At 39.6% G+C, this 19,192-nt stretch carries 26 protein-coding genes and 1 pseudogene; 21 read left to right on the forward strand and 6 right to left on the reverse strand.

Annotated elements, in window-relative coordinates:
* Positions 1-151: 151 nt before the first annotated feature.
* Both B5X77_RS13905 and B5X77_RS13910 read right to left on the reverse strand, forming a co-directional pair.
* Complete coding sequence (locus B5X77_RS13905; RefSeq protein WP_257391810.1) at positions 152-676, reverse strand: phosphatase PAP2 family protein; 525 nt, start codon at positions 674-676, stop codon at positions 152-154.
* Between the two features lie 262 nt (positions 677-938).
* Positions 939-1,268: a DUF4257 domain-containing protein gene (locus B5X77_RS13910; protein ID WP_139378357.1), complete on the reverse strand. Its 330-nt coding sequence runs from the start codon at positions 1,266-1,268 to the stop codon at positions 939-941.
* A gap of 271 nt (positions 1,269-1,539) precedes the next feature.
* On the opposite strand from B5X77_RS13910, the gene B5X77_RS13915 reads away from it, so the two are divergent.
* The 12 genes and pseudogenes from B5X77_RS13915 to B5X77_RS13970 all read left to right on the forward strand — a co-directional run bounded on the left by B5X77_RS13915 (position 1,540) and on the right by B5X77_RS13970 (position 8,125).
* The gene (locus tag B5X77_RS13915) at positions 1,540-1,986 is read left to right on the forward strand and encodes an NUDIX hydrolase (RefSeq protein WP_079508582.1); all 447 of its coding nucleotides are present in this window, start codon (positions 1,540-1,542) and stop codon (positions 1,984-1,986) included.
* Positions 1,987-2,083: 97 nt separating this feature from the next.
* Positions 2,084-2,716 carry a kinase gene (locus B5X77_RS13920; RefSeq protein ID WP_306807382.1) on the forward strand — a complete coding sequence of 211 codons (633 nt, stop codon included), beginning with the start codon at positions 2,084-2,086 and terminating at the stop codon, positions 2,714-2,716.
* Complete coding sequence (locus B5X77_RS23315) at positions 2,713-3,147, forward strand: hypothetical protein (RefSeq protein WP_079508583.1); 435 nt, start codon at positions 2,713-2,715, stop codon at positions 3,145-3,147. Before B5X77_RS13920 ends, B5X77_RS23315 begins: the two co-directional genes overlap by 4 nt.
* A 4-nt stretch (positions 3,148-3,151) precedes the next feature.
* Positions 3,152-3,316 (forward strand): DUF4253 domain-containing protein, encoded by a 165-nt coding sequence (locus B5X77_RS23320; RefSeq protein ID WP_176167317.1) that lies wholly within the window; start codon positions 3,152-3,154, stop codon positions 3,314-3,316.
* 38 nt (positions 3,317-3,354) lie between these two features.
* Positions 3,355-4,386, forward strand: a pseudogene (locus B5X77_RS13935) (DUF2332 domain-containing protein).
* Positions 4,387-4,407: 21 nt separating this feature from the next.
* Positions 4,408-5,004 (forward strand): hypothetical protein, encoded by a 597-nt coding sequence (locus B5X77_RS13940; protein ID WP_079508585.1) that lies wholly within the window; start codon positions 4,408-4,410, stop codon positions 5,002-5,004.
* 158 nt (positions 5,005-5,162) lie between these two features.
* Positions 5,163-5,624, forward strand: a complete 462-nt coding sequence (locus tag B5X77_RS13945; protein ID WP_079508586.1) for a GNAT family N-acetyltransferase — start codon at positions 5,163-5,165, stop codon at positions 5,622-5,624.
* Between the two features lie 89 nt (positions 5,625-5,713).
* Entirely contained in the window at positions 5,714-6,313 is a 600-nt protein-coding gene (locus tag B5X77_RS13950; protein ID WP_079508587.1) for a hypothetical protein, read from the forward strand.
* Positions 6,306-6,881: a ribonuclease FAU-1 family protein gene (locus tag B5X77_RS13955; protein ID WP_079508588.1), complete on the forward strand. Its 576-nt coding sequence runs from the start codon at positions 6,306-6,308 to the stop codon at positions 6,879-6,881. The genes B5X77_RS13950 and B5X77_RS13955 overlap by 8 nt, the downstream gene beginning before the upstream one ends.
* Before the next feature lie 65 nt (positions 6,882-6,946).
* Positions 6,947-7,255 carry a hypothetical protein gene (locus B5X77_RS13960; protein ID WP_079508589.1) on the forward strand — a complete coding sequence of 103 codons (309 nt, stop codon included), beginning with the start codon at positions 6,947-6,949 and terminating at the stop codon, positions 7,253-7,255.
* Between the two features lie 60 nt (positions 7,256-7,315).
* A complete protein-coding gene (locus B5X77_RS13965; protein ID WP_079508590.1) occupies positions 7,316-7,732 on the forward strand; it encodes a hypothetical protein in 417 nt (138 codons plus the stop codon).
* 3 nt (positions 7,733-7,735) lie between these two features.
* Positions 7,736-8,125, forward strand: a complete 390-nt coding sequence (locus tag B5X77_RS13970) for a hypothetical protein (RefSeq protein WP_079508591.1) — start codon at positions 7,736-7,738, stop codon at positions 8,123-8,125.
* A 14-nt stretch (positions 8,126-8,139) separates the two neighbouring features.
* On the opposite strand, the gene B5X77_RS13975 is transcribed toward B5X77_RS13970, so the two are convergent.
* Positions 8,140-8,424 carry a YfjL-like protein gene (locus tag B5X77_RS13975; protein ID WP_079508592.1) on the reverse strand — a complete coding sequence of 95 codons (285 nt, stop codon included), beginning with the start codon at positions 8,422-8,424 and terminating at the stop codon, positions 8,140-8,142.
* Between the two features lie 480 nt (positions 8,425-8,904).
* Here B5X77_RS13975 and B5X77_RS13980 point away from each other — a divergent pair, with 480 nt between their 5' ends.
* On the forward strand, positions 8,905-10,827 hold the full coding sequence (locus B5X77_RS13980) for an ATP-dependent DNA helicase (RefSeq protein ID WP_079508593.1): 1,923 nt from the start codon (positions 8,905-8,907) through the stop codon (positions 10,825-10,827).
* A 49-nt stretch (positions 10,828-10,876) separates the two neighbouring features.
* Here the strand turns inward: B5X77_RS13980 and B5X77_RS13985 are convergent, their stop codons facing one another.
* Positions 10,877-11,077, reverse strand: coding sequence for a hypothetical protein (locus B5X77_RS13985; RefSeq protein ID WP_079508594.1), 201 nt, complete (start codon positions 11,075-11,077; stop codon positions 10,877-10,879).
* 173 nt (positions 11,078-11,250) lie between these two features.
* A complete protein-coding gene (gene lexA / locus B5X77_RS13990) occupies positions 11,251-11,874 on the reverse strand; it encodes a transcriptional repressor LexA (protein ID WP_079508595.1) in 624 nt (207 codons plus the stop codon).
* Between the two features lie 153 nt (positions 11,875-12,027).
* Between lexA and yneA the strand changes: the two genes are divergently transcribed.
* The 8 genes from yneA (at position 12,028) to B5X77_RS23325 (ending at position 18,283) form a co-directional block, all read left to right on the forward strand.
* Positions 12,028-12,342, forward strand: coding sequence for a cell division suppressor protein YneA (gene yneA, locus B5X77_RS13995; RefSeq protein WP_079508596.1), 315 nt, complete (start codon positions 12,028-12,030; stop codon positions 12,340-12,342).
* A 28-nt stretch (positions 12,343-12,370) separates the two neighbouring features.
* Entirely contained in the window at positions 12,371-13,018 is a 648-nt protein-coding gene (locus B5X77_RS14000) for a YneB family resolvase-like protein (protein WP_079508597.1), read from the forward strand.
* A gap of 75 nt (positions 13,019-13,093) precedes the next feature.
* A complete protein-coding gene (locus B5X77_RS14005) occupies positions 13,094-13,327 on the forward strand; it encodes a DUF896 domain-containing protein (protein WP_079508598.1) in 234 nt (77 codons plus the stop codon).
* Positions 13,328-13,677: 350 nt separating this feature from the next.
* Complete coding sequence (gene tkt, locus B5X77_RS14010; RefSeq protein WP_079508599.1) at positions 13,678-15,687, forward strand: transketolase; 2,010 nt, start codon at positions 13,678-13,680, stop codon at positions 15,685-15,687.
* 191 nt (positions 15,688-15,878) lie between these two features.
* Positions 15,879-16,304 carry a VOC family protein gene (locus B5X77_RS14015; RefSeq protein WP_079508600.1) on the forward strand — a complete coding sequence of 142 codons (426 nt, stop codon included), beginning with the start codon at positions 15,879-15,881 and terminating at the stop codon, positions 16,302-16,304.
* A gap of 112 nt (positions 16,305-16,416) precedes the next feature.
* The gene (locus B5X77_RS14020) at positions 16,417-17,163 is read left to right on the forward strand and encodes an SDR family NAD(P)-dependent oxidoreductase (RefSeq protein WP_079508601.1); all 747 of its coding nucleotides are present in this window, start codon (positions 16,417-16,419) and stop codon (positions 17,161-17,163) included.
* A gap of 96 nt (positions 17,164-17,259) precedes the next feature.
* Positions 17,260-17,952: a lysozyme family protein gene (locus B5X77_RS14025; protein WP_079508602.1), complete on the forward strand. Its 693-nt coding sequence runs from the start codon at positions 17,260-17,262 to the stop codon at positions 17,950-17,952.
* A 181-nt stretch (positions 17,953-18,133) separates the two neighbouring features.
* The gene (locus B5X77_RS23325; RefSeq protein ID WP_176167318.1) at positions 18,134-18,283 is read left to right on the forward strand and encodes a hypothetical protein; all 150 of its coding nucleotides are present in this window, start codon (positions 18,134-18,136) and stop codon (positions 18,281-18,283) included.
* Between the two features lie 37 nt (positions 18,284-18,320).
* Here the strand turns inward: B5X77_RS23325 and B5X77_RS14030 are convergent, their stop codons facing one another.
* The gene (locus tag B5X77_RS14030; protein ID WP_079508603.1) at positions 18,321-18,956 is read right to left on the reverse strand and encodes an FMN-dependent NADH-azoreductase; all 636 of its coding nucleotides are present in this window, start codon (positions 18,954-18,956) and stop codon (positions 18,321-18,323) included.
* Between the last annotated feature and the right edge of the window lie 236 nt (positions 18,957-19,192).

A 19,192-nucleotide genomic window follows, 5' to 3' on the forward strand; every position in this document is an offset into this window, starting at 1 on the left:
TGCAGAATTAGTCAGGAGCTGGAAAAAGTAAATTCCGATTGCTCTTCGCTTTCAAATGAACACTGATTCCTGCCAGCAATCTTTGTACATTGCGTTATCAGTTAAAAAGCAGACATCTATACATACTTTAAGTTATTCATAAGCTGCACATCTAGTCAGCACTCTGCTTATCCTCATCATTACTGAGTGAGATATTTCTTGTCATTACACCAGCCAGTGAACCAAGAACAGCACTTCCTAAAATATCTGAAGGATAATGGTGGCCGACCCAGACTCTCGAGAAGCCAGTTAGTGCAGACATACCCATCATAACGGTACCTAATTTACGCCTGAACATCATAATTGAGGAAGAAGCAGCAAATGCCAGGATCGTATGCTTGCTGGGGAAAGACGAATCCATTTTAGATGGAATCAATATTCCGACACGTCTTTTAATAAATGGACGAGGCCGCTTAAAAAACAATTTTATAAAAAAATGAGCGACAAGGCTGGTCAAGATAGGACCGATGATATTACCTGCTATGATTTTGTTAAAGCGATTTTTGATTAGTAAATATAGGATGATTAGAAGGTATGCAAAGCGGATTCGATTTGAGATAAAGATCATAATTCGATCTATTGGTGACCAATGGCCGGAAAGTCTGTTGATCATCTTGAAAAGTTTAAGATCCATCATGTTTCTCCTATGCGTTTTTATCCTTACTTTTCCCCCGCCGCATAAAAAAATGTATGGAAAAGGATTCGCTTAAAGTAGTGGAAAGGTTGTTAATAAAGAAGTGGTTTTGAGCTATAAAGAGGATTGCAATAATGATTTTTAAATGAAGATTTTTGTTAGAGGATTAAAAGGAAGCTATTAAAATTTCCCAAGTTCTTTTTTATCAAAAAAAAACAAGCACTTTGGAAGCTGCTTGACCAATGGCGTTAGCAAACTTCTTCTCTCAGGCAGAGGTATTGGTTTTTTCATTGCCAACATCCTCTCCGCCGTTGTTACCGCTACTTATTTTGAATAATTCCAGTCCTCTGAGTAAGGCATCACCTCCGAAACCTGCCATAATCGACATTAAAAATACACGGAGAAGCGAGTCTGCCTCAGATGAGACAACGAGTAAAGCCGCCGCCAGTGAACCTGTTAGAATTTCTTCCAGGAAACCAAGGTAAATGAATTTTTTTGTTCTTCTAGGCATGATGATCTTGCCTCGTTTTCTAACATGGGCTGTCAGTCCAACAAATCCACCGATGACCATTGCGAAAATCATGTTTTCTAACAAATTGATCACTCTCCTAAAGTCCAGATTTTTGTTGGTCGACCTTAGGTAACTCTAGGTGTACTACTATTATACAAGTAGTAATGGTGGAAAAGTATGTGTAAATTTATCGAATTTTCAGTAAATTTAAATGGTAAATAATTGGTGTAACTTTTTGGAAAATAAAGATCTCATGCCACTTTGAGAAAAGTTACAGGCCTAAAGTCATAAAGAAGGAGTTTGAACAGGAGATATAGAAACATAAATAACCATTGGTGAACTAGGGGGAGCAAACGTGTTTATTGTAAATGTTGAAGGTGCCGTTTGTAAAGACGGAAAATGGCTCATTATTGAGAGAAGCAGCAAAGAGGAACATGCAGGAGGCCAGCTATCGCTTGTCGGCGGCCAGGTTGAAAATGAAGGTATCTCTAAGGCCTTACTCGAAAGGACCTTACAGAGGGAATTCATGGAGGAAGTAGGTATCCACATAAAAGAACACATGATTTTTTTAAGGAACACTTCATTTGTGCTTCCCGACGGAAGGGAAGTCCTTGATCTTGTCTTTTATTGTGAAATTGATTCTGGGGAACCTTTTGCAAAAAGTCCGGACGAAGTGGCGGCAGTGTATTGGATGGCTGCAGAAGAAATCTTTGATCATCCAAATTCCCCGATATGGTTAAAGGAAAGCATCGTGGAAGCCAGGAGTTATCTTAGCTCTTCAATAATGAATGCCACTATTTGAAGTGGTGTTTTTTTTGCCTGAAAAAGGAAATATTAAGTGGTTTATCGAATATGTTAAGGACATTTAATGAGTGAATTGAGAGGTTGGAAATTTGAATGTGTTAGTGGATTTAGAAAGAGAGTTTACTTCTGTTTTATCTGATCGGAATCGGTTGATTATTGGCATAGATGGGTTAAGCAGGTCAGGGAAAACAACTATTGTGAAGAAAATCGCTGGTTTTCTAGAAGACAGCCATCTTTCATGTCAGGTGATCCATTTAGATGACCATATTGTTGAGCGTACGAAAAGGTATGGCACCGGTTCAGCGGAATGGCAGGAGTATTATTTTCTGCAATGGGAAGTGGAGCTGCTGAAGGAAGCTATGTTCAAGAAGCTTAGTCAATCTGATGAACTGACACTGCCTTATTATGATGATAAATGGGATCAACAAGTATATAGAGAGCTCAACTTAACGGGGAAAAAGGTTGTTATAGTCGAAGGCATTTTCCTGCAGCGGGAAGAGTGGGAAGGTTATTTGGATTATACAATTTTTATCGACTGTCCTCGAAATGTAAGGTTTGAAAGGGAAAGTGCCAAAACCCGGAGGAATATTGAAAAATTCCTGAATAGGTATTGGAAAGCGGAGGATTATTATCTGAAAATGGTCAATCCGACTGGAAAAGCCGATAAAGTCATAACTTGCCATGAACTGATGGATGTAGCATTTTTCGCAGAAGGGGATAGGAAATGAATTGGAGAAGGTTATTCAATTTAGGCAAAGGTACAGAAAAAGAAATAACACTCAATAAAAGCTTAATTTCAGAAGAGGCAATACTCCACATAAAAAAATACACCAACAGCAGCTTGCGGCCATTTTATAAAACAGATGTATATGATGACAAAAAGACTGAGATTGCGGGAGTCAGTCTGGATGTTAAACAGGAAGAAGCAGAAGACCTTGTACTAAGAATGAGAGAGAAATTGGAGGTACTTGGGTATCTTCCTTTTATAAGTGATTTTGAGCGTAAAGTAATTTGTATAGCCAAGGTTTCTGACCAGTTCGATATCCTTGGAATTCAGCAAACCAATGGAGAGAACTATGATATCAGCAATGAAATGGTTGTTGCTAAACTCAAGGAATCGCATCACAGGTATCCATTCACTCATAGGGGCGGATGTTGACTGGGTGGAAGCGAATTATCAGGCAATCCCGGAAGGCCAGGAATTTAAGGCGTTTGCAAAAGAAATCTTTGGATTTTGTCCAGATATCGTGGAACAGGGAACAGGCTCGCTCAAAGATTTAATTCAAGAAATGAAAGAGACCAGGAAATTATTCTTATGGTGGGATTAACCGCATTTTTTATATAAAAAAGTGGAGGGGAAGTTTTTATGGCTAAAGGGCTTTCTGAGAAATTCAATCAATTTGCTATTTACGAATGCAAGGGGTCAAGTCCGTTATATGAATCCCTTTCTTTAAAAATTGCGGAAGATCCAAAAATGCTTGAACTGGCAAGTAAATCGAAGGAAGGCCAGCCCGTGCCAAATCTATTCTTTGGCGCTGTACATTATTTGTTAATGAACGGATATAAACACCCGCTCGCTGAATTCTTTCCAAGCTTGACAGAAAAACCAGCCCCAGCAGAAAACGTCTATCCTGTCTTCGTTGATTTTTGCGTGAAATATTCTGATGTGATTATTGGGCTGCTGAAAAGCAAAATCGTCCAGACAAATGAAGTGAGACGCTGCTCTTATCTTTATTTGATTTTCAGCCATATTTTTCAATTGGCCAAAAAACCGCTCGCCCTTGTTGAAATCGGGACCAGTGCAGGCTTGCAGCTTTTTGTGGATCAGTACAGTTACTCATATGGTACTGGTATTAAATTTGGAAATCTGGATTCGGCTGTTCACCTAACATCAGAAATAAGAGGGAAAAAACTGCTGTTAACTCAAAGCACTATCCTGGAAGTTGGGGCCAGGATTGGTATCGCCCTTCATATTAATGATGTAAATGATGCAGAGGACTATATATGGCTTAAGGCTCTAATCTGGCCGGAACACCATGAAAGGCGCGAACTTTTTGAAAAGGCAGCTAGTTTTGTGAGTAGCCAGTCATTGAGATTAATAGAATGAGACGGAGTCGGAATGCTCAGCTCTCTCGCAACAGAAATTCCTAAAGAGCAGATGATCTGTGTATTTCATACACATGTGGCCAATCAAATGCCTGATGCAAGCAAGGAGAAGCTGCTAGAGACAGTAAAAACGATTGGTGAACAAAGGGGTATTTTTCACATTTACAATAATATGTTCGATGCAAAGCTCCACATGGATTACTATCTCGATGGAGTAAAAAGCCAGAACACAATTGGGGAAACGGATGGACATGCCCGCTGGTTCAGCCTGAATCTTGAGGACCCTTCATAATGACCCGGATAGGTGATATTAATGGATGATGATTATATTTTTATGGATTATTTGTTTATGGCCCTGGTCATTCTGTATTCAGTTTATCAATTGTTTATCAATAAATCGCTGAAGGGACTAGAGGTGGAAATTACTGAAAAAATCAGGGCGCGTCCGATTGTGAATGTCATCCGGTATTTAATGTTCCTGGCCTTCAATTCCTTTTTTGCCGGTATGTTTTTTGATAATAGCTGGCTGTTATGTATTAGTTTTTTCTCAGTGCTTGCTCTATGGATCCTGCTCATTGATCATAAAATTAATTTTTCTTATTGTGTTCTATTAACACTGATGATTTTATTTTTTATAGGGGCTGGCGTTCCGAATCATCATGATTCTTTTAAGGAGTATGTTAGTAAGAATACTGAATACAAGTGTTTACGGATCGAGTGTATAAAAATAACAGAGGTGGTCACTGAAGGAACACTAAGGACAAAAGTTAAAGCTTTTACGATCGAGGATTACTCCTTTGATTGGTATCCGCTTTTTGCCAAAGGAGGATTAAGTCTAAAGGATGACGATGGGGACATTCAAGTAATCCAAGGTATCAATATTGGCGGCTTGTGGCTAGTGGATAAATAGTTAGGTGTTGTGAAAATGGTCAGTGATGATAAAAAAATAATAGATGAAAGATAGTCAACCCTTAAACATTGTGACCTGAAACTTAAATAAGTCATCTAATAAAGCAGCAAATTTCGGTCCTAAAGGATTGCAAGCTTCTAACAACGGGGAGAAATTCAATGGATTTTCGTCTGGCAAATAAACAGGATATAAAACAATTAATAAAGATGAGATGGGATTTTACACTGGAGGATTACCCGAAAATGGCGGAAGGCGTTGCCTATCATTCGTTTGAAACAGAGTGTGAAGAATTTCTTGAGTCTTCACTGGACAGCGGCCGGTGGTTCATTTGGGTTGCTGAAGAGAGAGAAGAAATCATTTCACATATCTATATAGAATTAATCCATAAGGTTCCCCGTCCAGGCAGGGTGACAGATCCATTCGCATACATGACAAATGTGTATACAAAACCGGAATATAGAGGGAAGAGTGTTGGCAGCAGATTGATATCGACAGTGAATTCATGGGCTGAAGAAAATCAATTCGAGTTCATCATCGTATGGCCAAGTGAAACGAGTATCGAGTTTTATGGGAGAAATGGATACTCCCCTTGCACGGAGCCTATGGAACGGCATTTTTAAGAAATTGGCAATGTAATTTTCAGATTTTTATGAAACTATTCCCCCTTATACACGTAAATTAGATACACTGGAAAAAGGAGGGAATTGTTATGGCTAGAATATCATTCAATACAGAGAACACCTCAAACATAATATTGGTTTCTGCCATCATATTAATCATTAGCAGTCTGTTCATGCCATTAGTGTTTGTGTATTTCATACAGGATTATCTTTACCTGTCAAAAGAAAAATGGTTTTATGTGACACCGCCATCCGCTTATATTCTTTTTATGGTAGGCATGCTGTGGATTTCTGCCACTCTGCTCCTTTATCTGTTTGTTCAATGGAAGTTTGACAGGAAGGCTTATAAGTGGATTACAAGTCTTCTGATGTTGGGGAGCATCCCATTTTTTTTGTTCAGTATTTCAAATTATTATTACTTGGACGACAATGGAATGCATATTAACGACTCAAAAAGTTTCAATGAAATCCGTTCCTATGGTTGGAAGGATATTAAGGAAGCCAGGGAGATTTATGTTAAAGATAGTGGAGTAACCGTTTTTGATCACTACAAATTTACCGCCAAAAATGGTGAAGTGTTCGTACTGCCAAATAACAGTAAGGTGAGCCAAAACAAGTATAGAATCCTGGAAAAACTGAAGGAATTCAATATTCCGGTTACTAATAATTTGGGAGAATTGTATGAATGACCCGAAGCTGAAACGAAAATACGGTGACCGTGCTGATTGGAAGCGGGTAATCCATAAGGAGTTTACACAGGAATTTTTTGAGGAAGAAGGCTTCCATGGATATGTTACTTTAATAAAAGTCCATAAAGTCACAGAACCATTATATTTCCATTACGGAAATAAAGAGATTTGTATAGTCAACGATGGGTACACCTGGATGCAGCATTTCCCTGCCGGATCTCAACATTCCCTCACAACCATGTTTAATGCCGGCGGGGAAGTTGTTCAGTGGTATATCGACATTTGCTTACAAAATGGGATCGAAAATGGCCGTCCTTATATGGATGACCTCTTCCTTGACGTCATTATCCTTCCTGGCGGAGAAGTATTATACAAAGACTATGATGAACTTTTGGCTGCATTTTCATCTGGAATAATTAATGAAAATTTATATAAAACAGCAATCATCGAAGCCAAAAAAATTAAGAGGTTAGCAGAAGCAAATGAATTCAAGCTGCTGCAAATTGCCAGGATTCATAAAGAATATTTTGATTGGAAAATGCAAGGTAATGGTAATGAAGAGGACTAACTAGATTAATTTTGTTCAATTTATCGATTTCTCCAAAAAATAAAATAAGGAGAAAGAATTTAATTATGTATGTAAAAATATATAGCTACCGTTTAAAGCCCAATAGGGAAGAAGAGTACCGGGACATTCAATTAAGAGCAGAAAAAATCTATTCCAGTTTCAGTGATAAACAGACACTTTATCTTGAAAGCAAGACGGACAGTCTGCAGCGGCTAGAGATACATATTTACAAGAACGAAAACAGCTATAGCGATGCTATTCAGGAAATAGACACGCAGCAAGAGATCCAACTTCTGTACAAATCTTTCCTCGAAGTCATAAGTTCGATCGAGGAATTGACAGAAGAAGATTATAATCAAATTATTTTTAAATAAAGGCGTTTTTAGGATTGTTTTCAAAGTATATAATAAAAAATTTAATCGAGGGATAATAAAATGAGGAAGCTTACAATTATTACAATGCTGTTGATGATGTTCATAAGCGGGTGCAGTTCTAACTTTGAGCCGGAACTGACAAGGATCGATGTGCAAAAAATTAATGAAGATGGAACAAATGACGGCGAGGAAAGACTTATCGCAGATAAAAAGGTGCTTCAATCAATAGAACATGCATTTTCTAAAATCGAATGGTCCCCGAAGACGAAAGCGGAAATGGCAAGAAAAGAAGATGTAATTGTCACTTTCTTTATTCAGGAAGAGAAAAATATGCCTGAAAGATTGTATGAGTATCGGATTTGGTTCGAGGGAGACACAGCAACGATCACCAGTGAAAAAGAAAATGAAGGTTACGGGAGATTAACAGATAAAACAGAGGTTCAAGCCTTAGAATCTAAGCTGCTGCAAGGGGAATAAATCGTGAAGGGTATGAACATAGCAAAGTTTTTTCATTTCTTTTTATATGGAGTATTCCTGTTAGCTCTTCTTATAGTGTTTTACATCATATATGCTGATATAGATACTTTGATAGCCTTCAGGTTTGTCATCGGGTTTGTAATTTTCCTGATCCTGTTCGGGTTTTTCCAGATTTTTCTGGTCATCATGAACCTCAGGCAATTGCCATCGTCTATCATCAGAAAAAGACTATTGAAGTTTTTGGCTTCATTTGCTTTTTTTATGGCCCTTTCATGGCTGGCGAACTATTTTTTCAAACCTCATTCTGTTGATCGCTGGGATTTTGGCGTTCCATTAGGACTGGCACTCAGCCTGACCCTTTCTGACCTTATGTTTATTCGAAACAAACAATGAGGGGGAGCTTGCCCTTACAAGGAAGCTCCCTTTTCTTCATGTAGTACTTTTCCTTTCCTGATATCAAGATTGCCATGGACCTTTTTGTTTTTGGATTCATACCGGATAATGTACGTTCCTTCTACAGGGTAATAACCGCCATTGCTTAGTGCGAATTCTTCGCCATGATATTTCTTTTCCAGATACTCAATCGCCTGTTTTTTCGCTTCTGCCCTTGAAATGGGATTCCCTTTGAAAAAGAACAAAATGGAGCATATGAACAGGATATCAACAGAAACGATTAAGATTTTTCGTATCATAAAAACACCTCTTAGTATATGTCGATATCATTATATTCTCCTTTAGTGTAAAAATACACTTTGTGATAAGAAAGTTGTCATAAAAGGCAACCTGGTATATATCCAATGATTTCTTCGCCTTCATTAACAGCTGCCAGGCTTAAGTCTGGGATATCTTTTTCATTTAGATTTTTATCCAACGATGGCCCCCATCATTTTCAAGTAAAAAGATAGAATCCTAACTGTCCGCTGAAAGTCTGCTCCTGCTTTTATTTCCAAGTGCAGAGCTTTTGTTATATTGATAAATATTGAGTAAAATCAATGTAGCCATAACAAGAATTGTTATGTACTTTCAATTTTTAATATTCATAAAAACCACTCCCCATTGATTCCTTTAGGTAATATGAATAATTCACTGAATTAAATTTTCACTTACTGCACTATTTTCTGTTATGATAAAAGCTGGCTTTTTGCCTGAATCAACTATTGAGGAGAACTTGAATGACAAAAAATCTTCCATTTACCATCACTAAAAATGATACGTTCTTTGATTTATTAGGAGATTATATTGGTGATGTTTTTTATGATATTTTGCCTGAAAAAGGCTATGAGTTGCGCGATGAACAGATTTATATGGCATTTCAGGTGGAGCAGGCTTTCAAGAATAAAGGGATTGTTTTCGCGGAAGCAGGTGTTGGAACAGGAAAGACATTCGTCTATTTAATCTATGCAATCCTGTATGCACGGTATATGGGGAAACCAGCCATCGTTTCCTGCTCAGATGAAACGCTGATTGAACAGCTTGTAAAAGAAGGCGGGGATATTGAAAAACTTGAGCAGGCATTGGGGCTGAAGGTAGACGTCCGTCTCGCAAAGGCTAGAGAACAATATGTTTGTGTTAAGAAGCTTGATGAGCTTTCAAATACGTCAGACGATATCGAGATCCTTGATGTACATGATCAGCTTCCTGATTTTATCTTTGATGAAGGCATTTCCATGAATTCGTTTTCCCGTTATGGCGATCGAAAGGAATATCCTTGGGTGACGAATGAAAAATGGTCACAGCTGGCCTGGGATCCATTGCAGCAATGCTCGACATGCAGCTGGCGCCATCGCTGCGGACAAACCCTAAATCGTGATTACTATCGACATGCCGGAGATTTGATTATTTGTTCCCATGATTTTTATATGGAGCATGTTTGGACAAAAGATTCACGAAAACGAGAAGGGCAGTTGCCGCTGCTCCCAGAAGCAAGCACAGTCATTTTCGATGAGGGACATCTGCTTGAATTTGCTGCCCAAAAAGGCTTGACTTACAGATTTAATTCAAAGACATTGACAACGGTGTTAACAGGTTACATGCATCAGGATGTCAGGGAGGAATCTCTTTATTTAATAGAGGACATTGTGGAACTCCATGATTCATGGTTTGACCTTCTGGTTGAAAACTCAACTGCTGTTGAGGGTTCAAACCGAAAAGAAGTAGCGATGCACCCATCTATAAGGAAAACGGCTGAGACACTGGAGAAGAAAGTCAGTGAATTAATGGACCAGCTCGTTTTTGACGCGGAAATGTTCCTGATTGATGAATATCACTTGAAGATCATGGAGGAGTATCTTGAGTTTTTTGCTTATGGATTATCAATATTCCTGAAGAATGATGAAGGTATTTTCTGGCTTGAGGAGAATGACGTCCAGTCCTCTCTTGTCATCATGCCTCGTCTGGTAGAGGACATTCTGAAAAAAGAAGTCTTCTCACAAAACATTCCGTTTGTATTTTCATCAGCTACTTTATCCCAAGCAGGTGACTTTAACTATATAGCAAAAAGTCTTGGGATTGAAAAATATTCATCCTTCACTGTCGCATCACCATTTGATTATGAAGAGCAAATGGAAGTGAAAGCACATATACAGGATTTCGAAATCAACAAATGGGAGAAGATAGGGGCAGACCTGCGAACAACAAATGGAAGCACTCTGGTATTGTTTTCTTCTATACAGGCAATGGAGCGCTTCAGAACATGGTCGGCTAATCAGGAATGGGATTTTGCCATTCTGTTCGAAGGTGACCGTGAGATTAGTGAAACCGTTAAAGACTTTCAGAGTGACACTAGTACGGTACTTTGCTCGTACAGTTTATGGGAGGGTCTTGATGTTCCAGGAGAATCTCTTATCCAGGTCATTATTGCGTCATTGCCATTCCCTCCACATGACCCGGTCTTCCAGGCAAAACGAAAGCATGCGGTTAATCCTGCAGCAGAAGTAGATGTTCCATACATGCTGCTTCGATTAAGACAGGGATTTGGCCGTTTGATCAGGAGCAGCCAGGATTATGGCACGGTGCATTTGTGGCTTACCAGTGCGCAAGAAGCAGAATTTATGGAAGAGATAAGAGGAGTGCTTCCTGTTACCAATATTCAATGATGAGGAAAAATCCCGAAAGGCCAAAGCCTTCGGGATTTTTTTGATGAAATTAGTCTCTGCATCCGCACTTTCTATGACGGCGATCACGATCATCATTCGCATCTTCTGCACCAGCAACCAAATCATTGATAAGGCAACGGCGGACTGCATCGCAAAGGTCTTCAAAATCAATAGTTGCTCTTACCTGATTCTTGTTACGGTTAGGATAAAAAACCCCTGCAACATCATTGCCATTTCGATTGTATCCCATACGAGACTCAACTCCTTTCCTTTCTTAAAATACTTACACGGTATCTTATTCAGAAAGGGACAAGTTGTCAGTGTTTCTTCCTGTCCGGACGTAATTATGCGTTTCTCATAGAGCCGGTTCGCATAATGGAAGTTTAATAGAACGAAAAAAAAGCAAGCGGTGTCCGCTTGCTTTTAGTGCATATGACGATATACGCCGATAACTTTACCAAGGATGGACACATTGCGAAGGATAATTGGATCCATTGATGAGTTTTCCGGCTGGAGCCTGAAATAGTCTTTCTCTTTAAAAAAGCGTTTTACCGTTGCTTCGTCATCCTCTGTCATTGCTACAACAATGTCTCCATTATTAGCAGTCTTTTGCTGCTTGACTATGACATAGTCTCCGTCAAGGATTCCAGCTTCTATCATACTGTCACCCATGATTTCCAGCATGAATACCTGTTCATCATGAGGGACCAGTCGGTCTGGGAGAGGGAAGTATTCTTCTACATTTTCAATTGCTGTTATAGGCATACCGGCAGTAACTTTACCAACCACAGGGACATTAACGACATTATATTTAGGGATACGCGTTTCCTCTTCAATCTCGAGAATTTCTATGGCACGCGGTTTCGTAGGGTCGCGTCTGATCAGCCCTTTGCTTTCAAGCCTTGCAAGGTGGCCGTGTACTGTCGAACTTGAGGCAAGTCCAACTGCTTCGCCAATTTCGCGTACGGATGGTGGATACCCTTTTTTCTTGACTTCACCTTTTATGAATTCAAATATATCTTGTTGCCTCTTAGATAACTTTGTCATATTCACGCACCTCGTATATTTTCTTGTCCTAATTATACCATGTCTATTCATTGGATACAAACATAAGTTCGAATTTTAAGTTGACACAAAACAAATGTTCGTATTATAATGAATTCAAATGAGCGAACATATATTCGTTAGGGAGTGTCAAATATGAAAAAAATATGGGAAAACTATTCTTACGCATTAATCCTGCTTGCTGTCAGCATCATTTTTTCACTTGTTGCAAAAGCGCATTTAAATAACGAAGATGAATACATAACTGTTACTATAGAAGAAGGGCAATCATTATGGGAGATTGCTGAAAATTATGCAACTGAACATAATTTATCGGAAAATGAATTCGTGAGCTGGGTGGAAAAAGAAAATGGAATCATCGGCGAGAAGGTCTTTCCAGGAGACGAGCTCGTCATCCCTGTGACAGCTGAGTATGCAGAACCCACTCAAATAGCGGGCGCGGAAAGATAATTTGTACATAGAATAAGGTGATGACATCATGAAAGCGATTATTTATTGCCGCGTAAGTACAACCAAGGAAACACAGGAAACATCACTTGCCAGGCAAGAAGAAGAATTGCTCCGCCTTGCGGATGATTATGGGTTCGAAGTAGTGAACATAATTAAGGAACAGGCTAGCGGTTATGACCTTGAAAGGGATGGAATACTGGAGCTGTTAGAGTTGATTAAAGACAAGGCGATCGGTGCACTGTTGATTCAGGATGAAACCAGAATTGGCAGAGGGAATGCAAAAGTCGCAATCCTTCATTGCATCATTAAGGAGAATGTAAAGTTATACAGCATCTCACACAATGGAGAACTTCAGCTCTCTGAATCAGATTCCATGGTGCTCCAGATTGTCAGTATGGTAGAAGAGTACCAGAGGAAAATCCACAATATCAAAATCAAACGCGGAATGAAACGAGCGGTGGAGCACGGTTACAAGCCGCAGCGGAATCTTAAAAATCAGGGTGAGCATTCCGGCAGGGACCGCAAAGAAATGCCGGTTGAGGAAATTGTCAGGCTGCGGAACAATGGCCTTACATTTGCAGAAATTGCCGCTACCTTAAAAGGGTTTGGCTATAACGTATCCAAAGCAACCGTGAACCGAAGGTATCTTGAGTATATAGAGTCGGAGGAAGAATAAGGCTCCTTTCTTGTAAAACTATAAATTTTTTAGTAAGATGACAGTTGACGTAATTTTTTACAAAGGAGCTTTACAATGCTATCAAGTGATAAGATTGCCAGGATCAATGAACTGGCAAGGAAAGCAAAATCATCCAATCTGACTGAAGAAGAAGCAAAGGAGCAAACAAAGCTACGTGCTGAATACCTCCAGTCATTCCGTTCTTCTATGCTTAATACACTAAAGGGAGTTACCATTGTTGATCCAGAGGGCAATGATGTTACACCTGAAAAATTAAAAGAAGAAAAAATGAAGAATAAGTTACATTAATATATTCACTTGGAATACATGACCCATGTATTCCATTTTTATTTTTTAATCTATCAGGAAGCTATCCTTGAAAGTGGTTGAAAAATAAAAGAACATTTTACAAGGCTTTAATTAGTGGAAAGTTAGAAGTGGGATAGACATTTGTTAGATTTTCACTCGTAATAGCAATGCCTTAACCGTTCTCCAGTTTACTCCTTAGCTGTTAGCTTTTACATAAGTACAGAGGGTTTGTGTCAAAATAAATAACAATACGGCCTTTTCTGTCACCTTCAGGCATAATTTGTTGTATAATAATTTCTCTCGCTATAATATTAAGGATGTAGCTAGTACCTATAGAAAGGATGTATTTAATGTTTAAAGAAATTGATATGCTTTCAATTGATTCCATTCGTACTTTATCAATTGACGCAATTGAAAAGGCAAATTCCGGTCACCCAGGCATGCCGATGGGGGCAGCTCCAATGGCTTACACATTGTGGACTCGTTACATGAACATCAACCCTAAAAATCCTGAATGGTTTAACCGCGACCGTTTCGTCCTGTCTGCTGGACACGGATCAATGTTGTTATACAGCTTGCTGCACCTTGCAGGTTACGATTTATCAATGGAAGATATTAAGCAATTCCGCCAGTGGGGAAGTAAGACACCGGGACACCCAGAATTTGGGCACACTGCTGGTGTAGATGCAACAACTGGGCCGCTTGGTCAGGGAATTGCCATGGCAGTTGGTATGGCAATGGCTGAGCGTCACTTAGCTGCAGTCTACAATAAGGATAACTATAATATCGTTGATCACTATACATATAGCATCTGCGGTGATGGCGATCTAATGGAAGGCGTTTCTGCTGAAGCGGCTTCACTTGCAGCTCACCTCAAATTGGGCAAAATGATTGTTCTTTATGATTCAAACGATATTTCACTGGATGGAGATCTTAATAAGTCTTTCTCGGAGAGTGTCGAAGGCCGTTTCAAGTCATATGGATGGCAATATATCCGAGTTGAAGATGGCAATAACCTGGAAGAAATCGCAAGAGCCATCGAAGAAGCAAAAACAGATTCAGAGCGTCCGACAATGATTGAAGTTAAGACAATTATCGGTTTTGGATCACCTAACCTCTCAGGTAAATCCGATGTTCACGGTGCTCCACTTGGCGCTGATGAATTGAAGCTTACGAAAGAAGCTTACAAATGGACCTTTGAAGAAGATTTCCATGTGCCAAATGAAGTTTATGAGCATTTCAAACAGGAAATTGCTGAAAAAGGTGAACAGACTGAAAAAGCTTGGAATGAATTGTTCTCAAACTATAAGAGTGAATATCCAGAGCTAGGTGCCCAGCTTGATAAAGCAATGAAGGGCGAGCTAATTGAAGGATGGGATAAGGATATCCCTGTATACGAGGAAGGAAAGAGTCTTGCGAGCCGAGCTTCTTCAGGTGAAGCACTCAATGGAATCGCTAAAAACCTTCCTTATTTAATCGGTGGCTCAGCTGACCTTGCTGGTTCAAACAAAACGATGATCAAGGGAACAGGTGACTTCTTCCCAGGTTCATTCGAAGGACGCAACATCTGGTTCGGTGTGCGTGAATTCGCAATGGGTGCAGCTATGAACGGTATGGCACTTCATGGCGGTCTAAGAGTATTTGGCGGAACATTCTTTGTGTTCTCTGATTATCTTAAGCCTGCTATCAGACTTGCTGCTTTAATGGGCTTGCCTGTAACCTATGTATTTACGCATGACAGCATCGCAGTTGGTGAAGATGGTCCAACACACGAACCAGTTGAACAGCTCGCTGGCCTTCGCGCAATGCCGAACCTGTCCGTAATCCGTCCTGCTGATGGCAACGAAACTGCAGCAGCATGGAAGCTGGCCGTGGAATCAACTAAGACACCTACTGCTCTAGTTCTAACTCGCCAAAACCTGCCGACAATTAAGGATACAGACAAGAATGCCTACGAAGGAGTATCGAAAGGTGCCTATGTTATTTCTCCAGCAGGCAAGGAAACGGCAGATGCATTACTGCTTGCTGCAGGTTCAGAAGTGGGACTTGCCGTCAAAGCACAAGAAGCTTTAGCTGGCGAAGGTATTAATGTCTCTGTTATCAGCATGCCTTCATGGGACCGCTTTGAACAGCAATCAAAAGAATACAAAGAAAGTGTCATTCCGAAGTCTGTCAAGAAGCGCCTCGGAATCGAGATGGGCTCTTCACTGGGCTGGCATCGTTATGTAGGTGATGAAGGAGAAGTACTTGCCATCGATACATTTGGTGCCTCAGCTCCAGGAGAGAAAATTCTGGAAGAGTATGGATTCTCAGTAAACAATGTCGTAGCACGCGTAAAAGCATTACTTGAGCAAAACTAAGTAAATTGATTAAAGAGTGTGGTGTTTCCACACTCTTTTTTTATTTAAGCATTAGGATAGCAATGAACGTTTTTCAGAAACTGATTTGGCTTTTATCTAATTCGTTTAAAGGCTTGATTGTGTTATGATGAAAAATATGGTAAAGTGGTGATAAGAACACACGTTCCATAAAAATAAAAAGAGGTGCTGACATGATTATAGGAATTGTTCCTTATCTAGTGACCAACGGAAATGGCCAGGAAGCTGTGAAATTTTATCAGGAGGCATTGGGAGCAGAAGTGATCAGCCTGCAAACATTTGGTGATATGCCTGCGAATCCTGAATACCCACTGCCGGAAGACGCCAAGGATCGAGTATTGAACGCACAGATGAAAATCGGTAATGCTAGCTTGATGTTATCTGATACATTTCCTGGACACCCATATCAGCTTGGATCCCAGGTAACGATTGCACTTTTGGTAAATGATGCTGCAGAAGCAGCAGAGATTTTCGAGAAACTGCAAGTGGACGGGAAGGTTACCATGCCTATTCAGGAAACCTTCTGGAGTTCGGCTTATGGACAGGTGACAGACAAATTTGGAATTGAGTGGCAGGTATCAACAGAAGATAAAAAGTAATTAGGAGCCGGACTGTCATTGCAGTCTGGCTTATTTAATACATAAGGTTAAAATGATGGTTAAAGTGGAATCAATAATAAAATCAATATTGTTTTAAAAGGAGGATTTAACTATGCCAGGTAAGTTTGATGGCAAGACCGTCATCATAACCGGTGGATCTAATGGAATTGGAGAAGGAATTGCTGAAGTATTTGCGAAAGAGCATGCGAATGTATGTATTGCTGACATAGATGAAGCAAAGGGATTGAAATTGATTGGCAGGCTAAAAGAGTTTGGAGGACGAGCGGCGTTTTATAGAACAGATGTGAGGAAAGAAAAAGATCTTGTCAGCCTTATAGAAAATATAATGAATGATTACGGGCAAATTGATGTATTGATCAATAATGCCGGGGTGTCCCGGTTCAAACCTTTGTTTGAATTAACGACAGAGGAATGGGAGGATGTCATTTTCACAAACCTAAGGAGTGTATTCATTGGATCCCGTGAAGCTGCGAAAAAAATGACAGAAGGCGGACGGATTATCAATATGGCATCGACAAGGGCAATAATGTCAGAACCAAATTCAGAAGCTTATGCATCTTCTAAAGGTGGAATTGTTGCCCTGACCCATGCATTGGCCGCTTCTCTTCAAGAAAAAGGAATCACAGTGAATTCCATTAGCCCGGGCTGGATCCAGACAGCAGATTATGATGAATTGCGTGAGAAGGACCATCATCAGCACTGGTCAAACCGTGTTGGGAAACCGGAAGATATAGCAAGGGCATGCCTTTATTTGGCGGATCCTGAAAATGATTTTATTAATGGTCAAGACATAATCATTGATGGCGGCATGACTCGTAAAATGATTTACGAAGAATAAGGCAAAGGGAGCTGCAAAATAATTGCAGCTCCCTTTTAACTTTAGATGATTTCTAATAAAATAGAGTAAGAAGATTATTTGGGAGAGAAGTCATGAATGAAATACACGAAAAAGAAACCTAAAAAGAAGCAAGTCCAAAGAAATTTCAATCTGGTAATGTTGCTGTTTTTTGCCTTTGTAGGCTTCTTTCTTTTTGATAGATTCCTTGATATATATAATCAAAGCTTAATGAAAATCAATGTAGGTGTAAACAGTTCAATTGGAGAGGTAGCAAAGTATACTCCAATGATAGAAAAGGAATTGCAAAAGGTAGGCCTTGAGGAGCATACTGTTACAGTTGCTGCTTTAATGATGCAGGAAAGCAAAGGGAAGGGCGGTGATCCGATGCAGGCTTCTGAATCATTAGGATTGGCCCCCAATACCATCCAGGATCCTCAAAAAAGCATACAGCAGGGTGTTAAGTATTTTAACCGGGTTGTGAGCCACGGAGAAAAGATGCAAGTCGATTTTCCGACCGTTATTCAGTCATATAATATGGGCATCGGCTATATCGACTATGTAGCCCAAAACGGTAAAAAACATAGTGAGGAGCTCGCAAAGAAGTTTTCGAAAATTCAGGTGGAAAAAAATCCGCAAACTTATAATTGCGGAGGCAATAAGAACAATTTCCGCTATCCTTATTGTTATGGAGATTTTACTTATAGCACAAAGGTTGCAAAGCATATGGAAACTATATCAGTTAGTAACCAGGGTAATCTGAGCGAGGAGTCGACTAAACGTTCATTTTAGTTTTATAAGAATTTTCACTAACCCAATCTAAATTTATTCAGAATTGTCTTCATTGTTAACACCCATATCAATGGGTGTTTTTTTTATAAAAAAATTTGTCGTAAGTTTGCAGGAAAAAAGAAACAGAAAGGTAAATATATTAGTTATAAATACCCATAATAATATTCAGGAGGTGGATACAATGTTTGAGTATGGAAAGGATATTCCTTTGGAAGGTGCTATGGCGAATCAGGCTGCCCAACAGGGAAATGCAGAGGAACAGCAAATCAATGAAGAAATAGGTTTTAGCTTTGACCACCGCAAGGAAATTCCTTTGGACGGAGTAAAATAATAAAGAAAAAAAGCCTGAACAGGCTTTTTTTGTTGGACTAAAACTGTTTTGCGAGTTCGTTAGCGCGCTGGATGGCCTGCTGCTTAATTTCTTGGGCTTTGTCAGGAGTAGCTGCCATACCTTCTACCGCCAGCGTTTCAACATCAGTCACTCCCATGAAGGCAAGTACTGCACGAAGATAACGGTCACCGAACTCCAAATCTTTAGCAGGTCCTTCTGAATACACCCCGCCGCGAGCCTGTATATGAAGGGCTTTCTTATCACCTAGCAAACCAACTGGTCCTTCAGCAGTATACTTAAAGGTTTTTCCGGCAATTGCAATGTTATCAATGTAGGCTTTCATTTTTGGCGGGAAACTGAAATTCCACAAAGGAGTAGCAAAGATGTACTTATCTCCCGCAATAAATTGGTCTGTAAGTTGATTGATTGAGCTCACTTTTTGCTTTTCATCATCACTAAGTTGTTCGAAGGCAGTTCCCTGCTGTAACTTGCCCCAGCCGCTGAAAACGTCTGTATCAATAAACGGAATGTCCATTTTATAAAGGTCAAGTCTTACAACCTCATCGTTAGGATTGTTTTCGCGGTAAGCTTTGATAAATTCTTCCCCAACCGATAGACTGAATGATTCCTCAACCGGTTTTGGATTCGCTGTAATATAAAGTACTGTAGCCATGTATAGTCATCCTTTCTCTTTCAAAGTAACATTGATATATTCCCCTCAATACCAAGGAGTATGCCTTTTTTTTTGAAAAATTTGCTCTGTCATCGAAATTCGTGACAACTGAAAAGCTAGTATTTATAATAAAAAGTAAGAAAGTTTTGAATTCGACAGGATTAGTGGATTTTTTCGGCATCTTTAGACAAACGCAGACTTATCGTTTTTCTATAATATAGACAAAAGCTTGTCTG

The organism is Mesobacillus jeotgali (assembly GCF_900166585.1).
Taxonomy (GTDB): domain Bacteria; phylum Bacillota; class Bacilli; order Bacillales; family Cytobacillaceae; genus Mesobacillus; species Mesobacillus jeotgali_A.

Excerpts from the sequence above, each read along its gene's own strand:
- B5X77_RS13905 (WP_257391810.1), bottom strand. The coding sequence starts at position 676 with ATGATGGATCTTAAACTTTTCAAGATGATCAACAGACTTTCCGGCCAT.
- B5X77_RS23315 (WP_079508583.1), top strand. The coding sequence starts at position 2,713 with ATGAATTGGAGAAGGTTATTCAATTTAGGCAAAGGTACAGAAAAAGAA.
- B5X77_RS13940 (WP_079508585.1), top strand. The coding sequence starts at position 4,408 with ATGGATGATGATTATATTTTTATGGATTATTTGTTTATGGCCCTGGTC.
- B5X77_RS13945 (WP_079508586.1), top strand. The coding sequence starts at position 5,163 with ATGGATTTTCGTCTGGCAAATAAACAGGATATAAAACAATTAATAAAG.
- B5X77_RS13950 (WP_079508587.1), top strand. The coding sequence starts at position 5,714 with ATGGCTAGAATATCATTCAATACAGAGAACACCTCAAACATAATATTG.
- B5X77_RS13955 (WP_079508588.1), top strand. The coding sequence starts at position 6,306 with ATGAATGACCCGAAGCTGAAACGAAAATACGGTGACCGTGCTGATTGG.
- B5X77_RS13960 (WP_079508589.1), top strand. The coding sequence starts at position 6,947 with ATGTATGTAAAAATATATAGCTACCGTTTAAAGCCCAATAGGGAAGAA.
- B5X77_RS13965 (WP_079508590.1), top strand. The coding sequence starts at position 7,316 with ATGAGGAAGCTTACAATTATTACAATGCTGTTGATGATGTTCATAAGC.
- B5X77_RS13975 (WP_079508592.1), bottom strand. The coding sequence starts at position 8,424 with ATGATACGAAAAATCTTAATCGTTTCTGTTGATATCCTGTTCATATGC.
- B5X77_RS13980 (WP_079508593.1), top strand. The coding sequence starts at position 8,905 with ATGACAAAAAATCTTCCATTTACCATCACTAAAAATGATACGTTCTTT.
- B5X77_RS13985 (WP_079508594.1), bottom strand. The coding sequence starts at position 11,077 with ATGGGATACAATCGAAATGGCAATGATGTTGCAGGGGTTTTTTATCCT.
- lexA (WP_079508595.1), bottom strand. The coding sequence starts at position 11,874 with ATGACAAAGTTATCTAAGAGGCAACAAGATATATTTGAATTCATAAAA.
- yneA (WP_079508596.1), top strand. The coding sequence starts at position 12,028 with ATGAAAAAAATATGGGAAAACTATTCTTACGCATTAATCCTGCTTGCT.
- B5X77_RS14000 (WP_079508597.1), top strand. The coding sequence starts at position 12,371 with ATGAAAGCGATTATTTATTGCCGCGTAAGTACAACCAAGGAAACACAG.
- B5X77_RS14005 (WP_079508598.1), top strand. The coding sequence starts at position 13,094 with ATGCTATCAAGTGATAAGATTGCCAGGATCAATGAACTGGCAAGGAAA.
- tkt (WP_079508599.1), top strand. The coding sequence starts at position 13,678 with ATGTTTAAAGAAATTGATATGCTTTCAATTGATTCCATTCGTACTTTA.
- B5X77_RS14015 (WP_079508600.1), top strand. The coding sequence starts at position 15,879 with ATGATTATAGGAATTGTTCCTTATCTAGTGACCAACGGAAATGGCCAG.
- B5X77_RS14020 (WP_079508601.1), top strand. The coding sequence starts at position 16,417 with ATGCCAGGTAAGTTTGATGGCAAGACCGTCATCATAACCGGTGGATCT.
- B5X77_RS14025 (WP_079508602.1), top strand. The coding sequence starts at position 17,260 with ATGAAATACACGAAAAAGAAACCTAAAAAGAAGCAAGTCCAAAGAAAT.
- B5X77_RS23325 (WP_176167318.1), top strand. The coding sequence starts at position 18,134 with ATGTTTGAGTATGGAAAGGATATTCCTTTGGAAGGTGCTATGGCGAAT.
- B5X77_RS14030 (WP_079508603.1), bottom strand. The coding sequence starts at position 18,956 with ATGGCTACAGTACTTTATATTACAGCGAATCCAAAACCGGTTGAGGAA.